This window comes from Elioraea tepidiphila DSM 17972 (assembly GCF_000378465.1).
Taxonomy (GTDB): Bacteria; Pseudomonadota; Alphaproteobacteria; order Acetobacterales; family Acetobacteraceae; genus Elioraea; species Elioraea tepidiphila.
Genome location: NZ_KB899917.1, coordinates 148,107 through 156,932, shown reverse-complemented (window position 1 = coordinate 156,932; position 8,826 = coordinate 148,107). Strand labels below are relative to the sequence as shown.

10 protein-coding genes are annotated in these 8,826 nt (G+C 68.0%); 2 read left to right on the top strand and 8 right to left on the bottom strand.

Going from position 1 to position 8,826, the window contains the following annotated elements; translation table 11 throughout:
* On the top strand, positions 1–447 hold a 447-nt coding region (locus F563_RS22035), incomplete at its 5' end, for an IS481 family transposase (RefSeq protein ID WP_019014202.1).
* Positions 448–505: 58 nt separating this feature from the next.
* On the opposite strand, the gene F563_RS25950 is transcribed toward F563_RS22035, so the two are convergent.
* The 8 genes from F563_RS25950 to F563_RS0108270 are packed head-to-tail and all read right to left on the bottom strand — an operon-like array spanning position 506 to position 7,024.
* Positions 506–757, bottom strand: coding sequence for a ChbG/HpnK family deacetylase (locus tag F563_RS25950; RefSeq protein ID WP_211211406.1), 252 nt, complete (start codon positions 755–757; stop codon positions 506–508).
* Positions 754–1,533, bottom strand: a complete 780-nt coding sequence (locus tag F563_RS22030) for a shikimate dehydrogenase family protein (RefSeq protein ID WP_019014201.1) — start codon at positions 1,531–1,533, stop codon at positions 754–756. The genes F563_RS25950 and F563_RS22030 overlap by 4 nt, the downstream gene beginning before the upstream one ends.
* Complete coding sequence (locus F563_RS0108295) at positions 1,530–1,901, bottom strand: carboxypeptidase-like regulatory domain-containing protein (protein ID WP_019014200.1); 372 nt, start codon at positions 1,899–1,901, stop codon at positions 1,530–1,532. The genes F563_RS22030 and F563_RS0108295 overlap by 4 nt, the downstream gene beginning before the upstream one ends.
* Positions 1,898–2,710, bottom strand: coding sequence for a carbohydrate ABC transporter permease (locus F563_RS0108290; RefSeq protein ID WP_019014199.1), 813 nt, complete (start codon positions 2,708–2,710; stop codon positions 1,898–1,900). The genes F563_RS0108295 and F563_RS0108290 overlap by 4 nt, the downstream gene beginning before the upstream one ends.
* Positions 2,710–3,624, bottom strand: coding sequence for a carbohydrate ABC transporter permease (locus F563_RS22025; RefSeq protein WP_019014198.1), 915 nt, complete (start codon positions 3,622–3,624; stop codon positions 2,710–2,712). Before F563_RS22025 ends, F563_RS0108290 begins: the two co-directional genes overlap by 1 nt.
* A 2-nt stretch (positions 3,625–3,626) precedes the next feature.
* Positions 3,627–4,874 carry an ABC transporter substrate-binding protein gene (locus F563_RS0108280; RefSeq protein WP_019014197.1) on the bottom strand — a complete coding sequence of 416 codons (1,248 nt, stop codon included), beginning with the start codon at positions 4,872–4,874 and terminating at the stop codon, positions 3,627–3,629.
* A 42-nt stretch (positions 4,875–4,916) separates the two neighbouring features.
* Positions 4,917–5,954 (bottom strand): Gfo/Idh/MocA family protein, encoded by a 1,038-nt coding sequence (locus F563_RS22020; RefSeq protein ID WP_019014196.1) that lies wholly within the window; start codon positions 5,952–5,954, stop codon positions 4,917–4,919.
* Complete coding sequence (locus F563_RS0108270; RefSeq protein WP_019014195.1) at positions 5,951–7,024, bottom strand: ABC transporter ATP-binding protein; 1,074 nt, start codon at positions 7,022–7,024, stop codon at positions 5,951–5,953. The genes F563_RS22020 and F563_RS0108270 overlap by 4 nt, the downstream gene beginning before the upstream one ends.
* Before the next feature lie 74 nt (positions 7,025–7,098).
* Between F563_RS0108270 and F563_RS0108265 the strand changes: the two genes are divergently transcribed.
* Positions 7,099–8,157: a sugar phosphate isomerase/epimerase family protein gene (locus F563_RS0108265; RefSeq protein ID WP_019014194.1), complete on the top strand. Its 1,059-nt coding sequence runs from the start codon at positions 7,099–7,101 to the stop codon at positions 8,155–8,157.
* Positions 8,158–8,826: the final 669 nt, after the last annotated feature.

Here is an 8,826-nt window from a genome sequence, read left to right as displayed (position 1 = left end):
ACCTTCGGCTCCTATGCCTTCGGCTTCCTGCACGTCAGCAAGCAGCCCGAAGCAGCGGTGGCGGTGCTGCACAACGACGTGCTGCCGTTCTACCGCGAGCTCGATCTGCCGGTGGGTGCGGTGCTGACCGATAACGGTCGCGAGTTCTGCGGCACCGAGACGCACCCCTACGAGCTCTACCTGGCGCTGAACGAGATCGAGCACCGCAGGACGCGCGTGCGCACGCCGCGCACCAACGGCTTCGTGGAGCGCTTCAACGGCACCGTGCTGGACGAGTTCTTCCGCGTGGCGATGCGCGAGAAGGTCTACGCTTCGGTCGAAGCGCTGCAGGCCGATCTCGACGCCTGGCTGATCCACTACAACACCGAACGGCCGCATCTCGGCTACCGAAACCAGGGACGCAGGCCAATCGAAACCATCCAACAATCCGTCAGGCAAGATGGTTAAGAGGACATTTGGGACCTTGCCGACGCGATGCGCCACGCCAGTCGCTGACCGTTCAGAGTCACGAAACGGGCGCATGCCGGTGCGCGTGGCCACCGCTGATGTGAGCGACGTCGTCGGATGCACGGAGCCGAACGGGGAGGCCTCGTCGAGACGCCGATGCAGCCGTGCGGGCGATCTCCGGAAACCAGGGACAGGACACGATCACACTGCCGCCGCCGATCGCGCCTCTCCGCGAGAGCACAAGAAAGGCCGCGTTCGCGCCATGGCGCATGCCGACATCGTCGGCGTGCAGGATCGTGGCGCCTGTCACGATCGTGGCCCGAGCATCCAGTCGAGGATCAGCGGGATCTCGGCGGCCATCATGCTCCAGCCGTGCTCAGCACGGCAGCCACGCGCGCGCGCCTCCACCACGAGCGGCGTATCGGGACGGTTGACGATGTCATAGACCGCGCCACCGGTCGGGATGAGCGAGCGGTCGCAGGGCAACCGCGTGTCGCGATCCATGCCGATCGGCGTGCAGTTGACGAGGAGGTCAGACCGCCCCAGCGAAGCCACGGCGGACAACCCGGGGAACGTCTCGCGCAGCGCAGCAACAAGCGCCTCCGCGCGCATCCGATCGGAATCGTGCACCGCGATCGCCCCCGGACGCTCGCCCGCGATCGCCATGGCGACAGCGCGGCCGGCTCCGCCGGCGCCGAGAACCTGTACCTGCTTGCCGGAAATCATGATTCCGGCTGCGCGCGCGCCCGCGAGAAACCCCGCCCCGTCGCAGTTGCCCGCCTGCCAGCCTTCGGCCGCGGGGCGCAACATGTTGGCCGACCCGGCGCGCCGCGCCGCCTCGTCGGGCGTTGCGACCGTCAGGCCGGCGATCTTGTGCGGGATTGTTAGCACCAGCCCCGCCAGGTTGCGCAGGTGCCGCATGCCGTGGAGGAAGGATGTGAGCCCGTCGGGAGCGACATGCATGGCCAGATAGACCGCATTGGCGCCGCGCGCAGCGATGCCGTCCGCGTACTCGGCGAAGCCCTTGATGTGCGCCGTCGGGTCGCCGACGATGCCGATGATCCGCGTCGAGCCGTCGATCCTCATCGTCCGGCGAGCACCAGCGGGGTCTCCAGCCTCCGCTCCTGGGCGCGGAACCACAGGCGCACCGTCATCCGCTCGCTGCGGTGCCCCGCGACCTCGGCTTCGAGCTGCACGGCATGGCTGTCGTTGCCATCGAAGCGGAAGCGCCCCTCCGGTCCCGTCATCGTCCGTTGGCGGGGATCGTTGGTGATGAACGAGCGATTGAACAGGGTCACGATTGCGCCCTCCACGGGCCTCCCCGAGCGGTCGACAACGCGGCCCTCGATCACGCCGGTGGCGTGCGCCGCGACATAGACGTTCCAGGCGAGCGTGCTGGCAAGGATCGCTCCCGGCACGACCACCCAGCGCGACCGCAGCCAGGACGCGCTCATCCCTTGGTCGCTCCCGAGGTGAGTCCGCGGATGAACTCCTTCTGCGCCATCAGGAACACAAGAATACCCGGCAGCAGCACCATCACCACGAAGGCGTAGAGCGCACCCGTGGTGTCCTCGAGATAGGACAGGAAGCGGGCGAGGCCGAGCGGTAGGGTCTGCATCTCCGCGTCCCGCGTGATGATCAGCGGCCACATGAAGCTGTTCCACGACCATATGAAGGCGAGGATCACGTTGGTCGCGATCGCGGGCTTCGACAGCGGCAGCAGCACGGTGGCGATGATGCGCCACTCCGAGAGCCCGTCGATGCGCGCGGCATCGATCAGGCTCTTCGGCACCGCCTCGAACGAGGCCTTGTAGATGAAGATGCAGACGATGGTGGAGAGCAGCGGCAGGGCGAGCCCGAGATGCGTGTTCAGCACGCCGAGCCGGGCCGAGATCAGATAGGCGGGAATGATCGTCGCCTGGAAGGGGATCAGCATGCAGGAAAGCAGCAGCAGCAGTACCAGGCGTTTCGCCGGGAAGTGCCTGGTGAGCGCGTATCCCGCGAGCGCGTTCAGCACGACATTGCCGGCGACCGCCAGCGCCGAGACGATCACGCTGTTCAGCAGGTAGCGCGGGAACGGGATCAGGTACCAGACATCGACGAAGTTGAAGAGATGCGGGTCAAGCGGCGTCAGGCGCGGCGGATAGGCATAGATGTTCTCGTCGGTGATCGCGGTCTTCAGCACCCAGTAGAAGGGCAGCAGCATCACCGCCGAGACCAGCACCAGCACGGCGTGGCGGGCCCAGGGAAAACCGCGGCGCATCAGTCGCGCTCCACCGCCCCGGCATTGCCGCCGGCCGCCCAGTTGGCGAGCACGGTCAGCACCAGCAGCAGGCTGAACTGCACCACCGTGATCGCGGCGGCATAGTCGAACTTCGTCTGCCCGAACCCGGCCTTGTAGATGTAGGTGATCAGCAGCTCGGTCGCGTGGCCCGGGCCGCCATTGGTCATGATGTAGACGAGATCGAAGCTGGTGAAGCTGTTCAGCAGCCCGATCACGGCGCAGAGGAACAGCGAGGGCCGCAGCATCGGCAGGGTGATGCGGAAGAACCGTGCCCGGGCGGGGGCACCATCGATCCGCGCGGCCTCGTAGAGATGCTGCGGGATCGACTGGAGCCCCGTCAACAGCACGATCATGTAGAATCCGATAACCTGCCAGATATCGGTGACGATCACCGCGGGCAGGGCCATGTCGAACGAGGCCAGGAAGCCGAGGGGCTGTTCGATGACGCCGGTCGAGCGCAAGACCCAGTTGAAGAACCCGCCGCGCTCGTCATACATCCAGCGCCAGATGATCCCGACCGCGACCGTCATCAGCGGATACGACAGGAAGACGATCGTGCGGTAGACCGAGGCCCCCTTGAGATCGCTGTTCACCAGGAGCGCAATCCCGAGCGCCAGCACGATCGCGACGGGCGCGGCGCCGATCCAGATCAGGGTGTTCCAGAACGCCTGCCAGAACACGTCATCCCAGAGGAACATCTCCTCGTAGTGCTCGAACCCGACCCAACGGGCCGGGCGCATCGGCGACCAGGACTGGAACGACAGCACCACGTTCCAGCCGAGCGGGATCATGCGGTAGAGCAGGAAGATCGCAAGCGAAGGCAGCAGGAAGCAGACGATCAGCGCAAGCTCGCGCGTCCGCTTCCTGCCGTACCAGCCTACCTTTCCGGCCACGGTCAGGCCCGGTCGAGCTCCCGCTGCACGCGCCGCTCGGCATCGGCGAGCGCGCGCGCCGCCGGCTTGCGCCCCAGCAGCGCGTTCTGGAGCTCGGGCCAGAAGGCCTCCTTGATGCGGCTGTCGAGCGGCGTGCGCCAGTTGCCGACCATCTTGTCGGTATGCTCGATCTGGGTGCGCAGGATTGCGTGGACGGTCGGATCCTCCTTCTCGAGCTTCGCCAGGAGCGCGGTGTCGACGGCGGTGTTGCCGGTGAGGATGCGGCGCTGGTTGGCGAGCTGGCCGGCCTGCGCGTCGGCGGTGACATGCTTGACGAAGGCAACCGCAAGGTCAGGGTGGCGCGAGCCCTTGCTGACGCCGAGCCCATGGCTGTTCGGCGTGGAGTAGCCGCCCGGCGCATGCGCGACACCGAGGCTCTCCGGGGTCACCCAGGTCCCCTGACCGCGGAAGAAGTAGTAGGCCGGCGAGTGCGCGTGCAGCATGCCGACATTGCCGGCGCCGAACGCGCCGTTGGGTTCGACCCAGCGGCCCGTCCACGAGATCTTGTTGATCGCGCCGCTGTCGGAGGCGCGGGCGAGCTTCTCGACGACCTCCGCGGCCTTCGGTGTGTTGAACGCGGTCTTCTTCAGATCCGGCGTCAGCAGCTCGATGCCGTTCATCGCGAACAGCGGCCAGTAGAGCCAGTCGAAGTTGAGCGTCAGGAAGCCCGTCCGATCGCCGCCCTTGATCCGGTCGGCGAAGCCGAGGATGTCGTCGAAGGAGCCGGGCGGGCCGGAGAGGCCGGCCTGCTGGAACAGGGGCTTGTTATAGAACAGCAATGTCTTGGTGATGTAGAACGGCACCATGAAGTTGCGGCCCTGGTAGGTCCAGTTCGCCAGATACTCGGCGTTGAAGCGCGACTTGACCGCGGGATCGCCGGCGATCGCCTCCGTCAGGTCCATCAACGCGCCGTTCGCGGCATATTCCAGCCAGAGCGCACCCTGGGTGTTGATCACGTCGGGCGGCGTGCCGGCGGCCAGCTGCGTCTGGTAGAACGGCGGCAGCTCCGGCCCCTTCTTGTCGAGCCACTCGACCTCGGCACCGGGGTTGGCGCGCTGGAAGCTCTCGATCCAGCCCCGGATCAGTGGCTCCTGATCGATGATGTTCCAGGTGAGGAAGCTGATGCGCCGGCGCGTCTGCGCGATCGCCGGGGTTGCGAGCGAGGCGGCGAGCGCCACGGATGCCTTGAGGGCGGAGCGGCGGCCAAGCATTGCAGTCCTCCCGTTCTGGTGGGGTTTGGTTTCGATGCTAGATCAGGCAGCGGCCTCGCGCCAAGCGATCTCGCGGCCCTCGCGCGCCGAGCGTTCCGCGAGCAGGCAGGCGGCCACCGCCGCGCGGCCTTCTTCCGGCGTGACGATCGCCCGGCCGGCGCGGAATCCCTGGATCGCCCGTTCCGCCTGGGTCGCGAGCTCATGCACCTCGCCCGAGGGGGCGAAGTCGAGTGCCTCGGCGCGCTCGCCCGGCGCTGCGCGTCCGCGGAACAGGTGCAGGCTCGCGGACGCCGTCTCGGCCCGGTCCATCGCGGCAGACCAGAGCGCACGGATCGAGCCGCCGTCGCCGATGAGCGAGACGGCGAGATGATGCTCGAACCCAGCGACCGTGTTGACGATGGTCGCGGCCGCGCCGTCGGCGAACCGCAGCGTGGCGTCGAGGGCGTGCGGCATGCCGGGATCGCCCACGGCGTTCGCGCGCAGCGACACCGGCTCGCCCGAGCCGCGCAGCCACCAGAGCGCGAGATCGGCGTGGTGCACCGCCTCCTCGAGCAGCCATGAGCCGACGCGCGCGCGGTCGTAGCGCCAACCGCCCGAGCCCGATCGGTAGGGAAAGCGGAACAGCGTGATCTGCACCACCCGCGGCCTGCCGATCGCCCCCTCATCGATCAGCGCGCCGATCCGGCCCCACTGCGTGGAAAGGCGCATCTCGTGGCCGATCGTCAGGACACGACCGGAGGCGCGCGCGGCGGCGATCAGCCGGTCGCACTCGGCAAGCGAGAGCGCCATGGGCTTCTCAAGCAGCACGTGCTTTCCTGCCGCGAGCGCCGCCTGGGCGACCTCGGCATGCAGGTGGTTCGGCACGGCGACAAAGACAGCCTCGATCTCGGGCGCGGTCACGGCTTCGGTCCAATCGCCGACCATGCGCGCCTCGGGCCACGCGCGACGCGCTGCCTCGGCCGCCTCGCCGCGCGCCGCGATCACGGCAAGCCGCGCCGAGGGGGCGGATGCGATCGCGCGCGCATGGTGTCGGCCCCAGGCGCCGTAGCCGATCAGCCCGACCCGCATCGGCGCGGTCACAGGCGCCGCCCCGTATCGCGGTCGAACAGATGGACGCTGTCCGGCGCGATCGCGAGCCGCACACGCTCGCCCGGGCGGCGCACGCTGCGCGGCGGCACCTTCACATGCAGCGCATGGCCGGCGAGATCGAGCGTGACCAGCGTTTCCGATCCGAGCGGCTCGACAACTACCGCCGGCGCGTCGATCACCGGACGATCCGTCGGCGCATCCGGCGCCAGGTAGCCGAGACGCTCGGGCCTCAGTCCGATCACGAGGGCCTCGCCCTCATAGCCGTGTGCGTCCGGCGGTAGTGGGATCGCCGTGCCGTCGGGCAGCACCGCGGCGCCGCCCGCGATCGCGCCGGGCAGAAGGTTCATCGCCGGTGCCCCCATGAAACCGGCGACGAAGCTGGTAGCGGGGGTGTCATAGATCTCCTCCGGCGTGCCGACCTGCTGGATATGGCCGCCCTGCATCACCACGATCCGGTCGGCAAGCGTCATCGCTTCGACCTGGTCGTGCGTGACGTAGATCGTGGTGGCGCGCAGCCGGTCGCGCAGACGCTTGATCTCGGTCCGCATCTGCACACGCAGCTTGGCGTCGAGGTTCGAGAGCGGTTCATCGAACAGGAACACCTTGGGGTCGCGCACGATCGCTCGGCCCATCGCGACGCGCTGGCGCTGGCCGCCCGAGAGCTCACGCGGGCGCCTGGCGAGCAGATGCGCGATATCGAGGATTGAGGCCGCCTCCTCGACGCGGCGGCGGATCTCGGGCTTCCCCACACCCCGATAGCGCAGCGAGAACGCCATGTTCTCGGCCACCGACATGTGCGGATAGAGCGCGTAGTCCTGAAACACCATGGCGATGTCACGATCCTTCGGATCACGCTCGTTCACCACCGCGCCGTCGATCGCGATCTCGCCCGAGGTGATGTCTTCGAGCCCGGCGACCATGCGCAGGATCGTGCTCTTGCCGCAGCCCGACGGGCCGACGAGGACAACGAACTCGCCATCGGCGATCTCGAGATCGACGCCGTGGACCACCTCGACCCCGCCGAACGCCTTGCGCACCTGGCGCAGGCTCACGGTTGCCACGGACGCCCCTCTCCCTTCCCGCACGAAACCGGTCCATTCTGAGGACCGGGTCGTTCCGCTGACAAGGGGTCGCCATGGCGAAGCCTGCGACGATGAAGGGGCCGGGGGTGTTCCTCTCGCAGTTCATCGGCGCGGCGCCGCCCTTCGATTCACTGCCCGGACTGGCCCGATGGGCCGCGGGGCTTGGGTTCCGCGGCGTCATGGTGCCGACACACGATGCGCGCATCCTCGACGTCGCAGCGATCGCCCGTTCGTCGGCGCGCGCGGGCGAGGTGCGCGGGGTCCTCGCTGATCATGGACTGGTGCTCTCGGAACTCGGGGCACAGCGGTTCGGCTGGCTGCTCGCGCACCACCCGGCCTATAGTGTCGCGGCAGAGCGCATGGCACCGGCGGATGTCGAGGATCGCGCGGCGTGGGCGGCCGAGCAGCTTCGCCACGTGGCGCAGACGTGCCGTGCGCTCGGCGTGGCGCGCTGCGCGGTGTTCTCCGGCGCGCTGGTGTGGCCCTACGTGCATCCCTGGCCGCTCCGTGATGCCGGCCTGATCGCCGAGGGATTCGCCGAGCTCGCGCGGCGCTGGCGCCCCATTGTGCAGACCTTCGACGATGCCGGCGTCGATCTCTGCGTCGAGCCGCATCCCGGCTGCGACGTGCATGATGGCGTCACCTTCGAGCGGTTCCGCGCAGCCCTCGGCAACCACCCGCGCATCAAGCTCTTATACGACCCGAGCCACATGGTTCTGCAGGGCATGGACTATCGCGGCTTTATCGATGCCTATGCGCCGCTGATCGCTGCGTTCCATGTGAAGGACGCGGAGTTCCGCCGGTCCGCCCGATCAGGTGCATTCGGCGGGTTCCAGACCTGGATCGATCGGCCCGGCCGCTACCGCAGCCTCGGCGACGGCACGATCGACTTTCGCGCCGTGTTCTCGGGTCTTGCGGAGCACGGCTACGACGGCTGGGCGACGCTGGAGTGGGAGTGCTGCCTGAAGCGCGCGGAGGATGGCGCACGCGAGGGGGCGGCTTTCATCGCGCGCCACATCATCGCGGTAACGGAGCAGGACTTTGATGCCAGCATGCAGGCGCGCGGACTGTCTGACAGTGCTGTTCGGCGTGCGCTCGGTCTGGTGCCGTGAGCTGGAGCGTGTCTGCCTCCGCGCCGGTCGCAAGCGGATCGACCTGAGTCACAGTGATCTGTGACAGAAGCCCGTCGGCAACGCGAGGCTCTCACGTCTATGGCTATGCAGGACCGGACAGAGGTCAATGCAGAAGGGGTCCGGCATGAGACAATTGGTCATGCGCAGGAGCACTTCCTCTCGATCCATTGCGTAAACGTCCCGCTCTCCGACGCGGCAGCCTGCGCCAGTGGAGAGACAAGGTAGTGTCCGCGCGGTTCGCGTCCGATATCACCTGCAAGAAGCGGTGCAACGATATGGCCGTCGACAAGGTGGCGCGCGGCAAACGTGGTGCTCTCAAGCACGGCACCAAAGCCCAGCGCCGCCGCCTGCGGCCACGGTCCCGGCGCAGCCGAAGGTGCGCGGCCTGCTCTCGACCGAGCTCTTCTCAGTCGACGGCACGCCCCTGGAAGCATGGGCCAGGACCGAAAGGGGGCGGCCGAAGGACGGCTCAGGCCAGTCTCCCGATGCGGACCTCAATGGCGAGGAAGACTTCCGCGGCCAGAAACGCGCGGCACCGACACGCATGCATCGACCACAGACCCGGACGCCAGGCTGTTCGGAAAGGGGCCGGGCAAGGAGGTGACGCTCTGCTTCACGGGCCATGCACTGACGGAGAACCGGAACGGC

Coding starts and splice junctions, on each gene's coding strand:
- F563_RS22030 (WP_019014201.1), bottom strand. CDS start 1,533: ATGAGGATCGACGGCTCGACGCGGATCATCGGCATCGTCGGCGACCCG.
- F563_RS0108295 (WP_019014200.1), bottom strand. CDS start 1,901: ATGAGCGCGTCCTGGCTGCGGTCGCGCTGGGTGGTCGTGCCGGGAGCG.
- F563_RS0108290 (WP_019014199.1), bottom strand. CDS start 2,710: ATGCGCCGCGGTTTTCCCTGGGCCCGCCACGCCGTGCTGGTGCTGGTC.
- F563_RS0108280 (WP_019014197.1), bottom strand. CDS start 4,874: ATGCTTGGCCGCCGCTCCGCCCTCAAGGCATCCGTGGCGCTCGCCGCC.
- F563_RS0108265 (WP_019014194.1), top strand. CDS start 7,099: ATGGCGAAGCCTGCGACGATGAAGGGGCCGGGGGTGTTCCTCTCGCAG.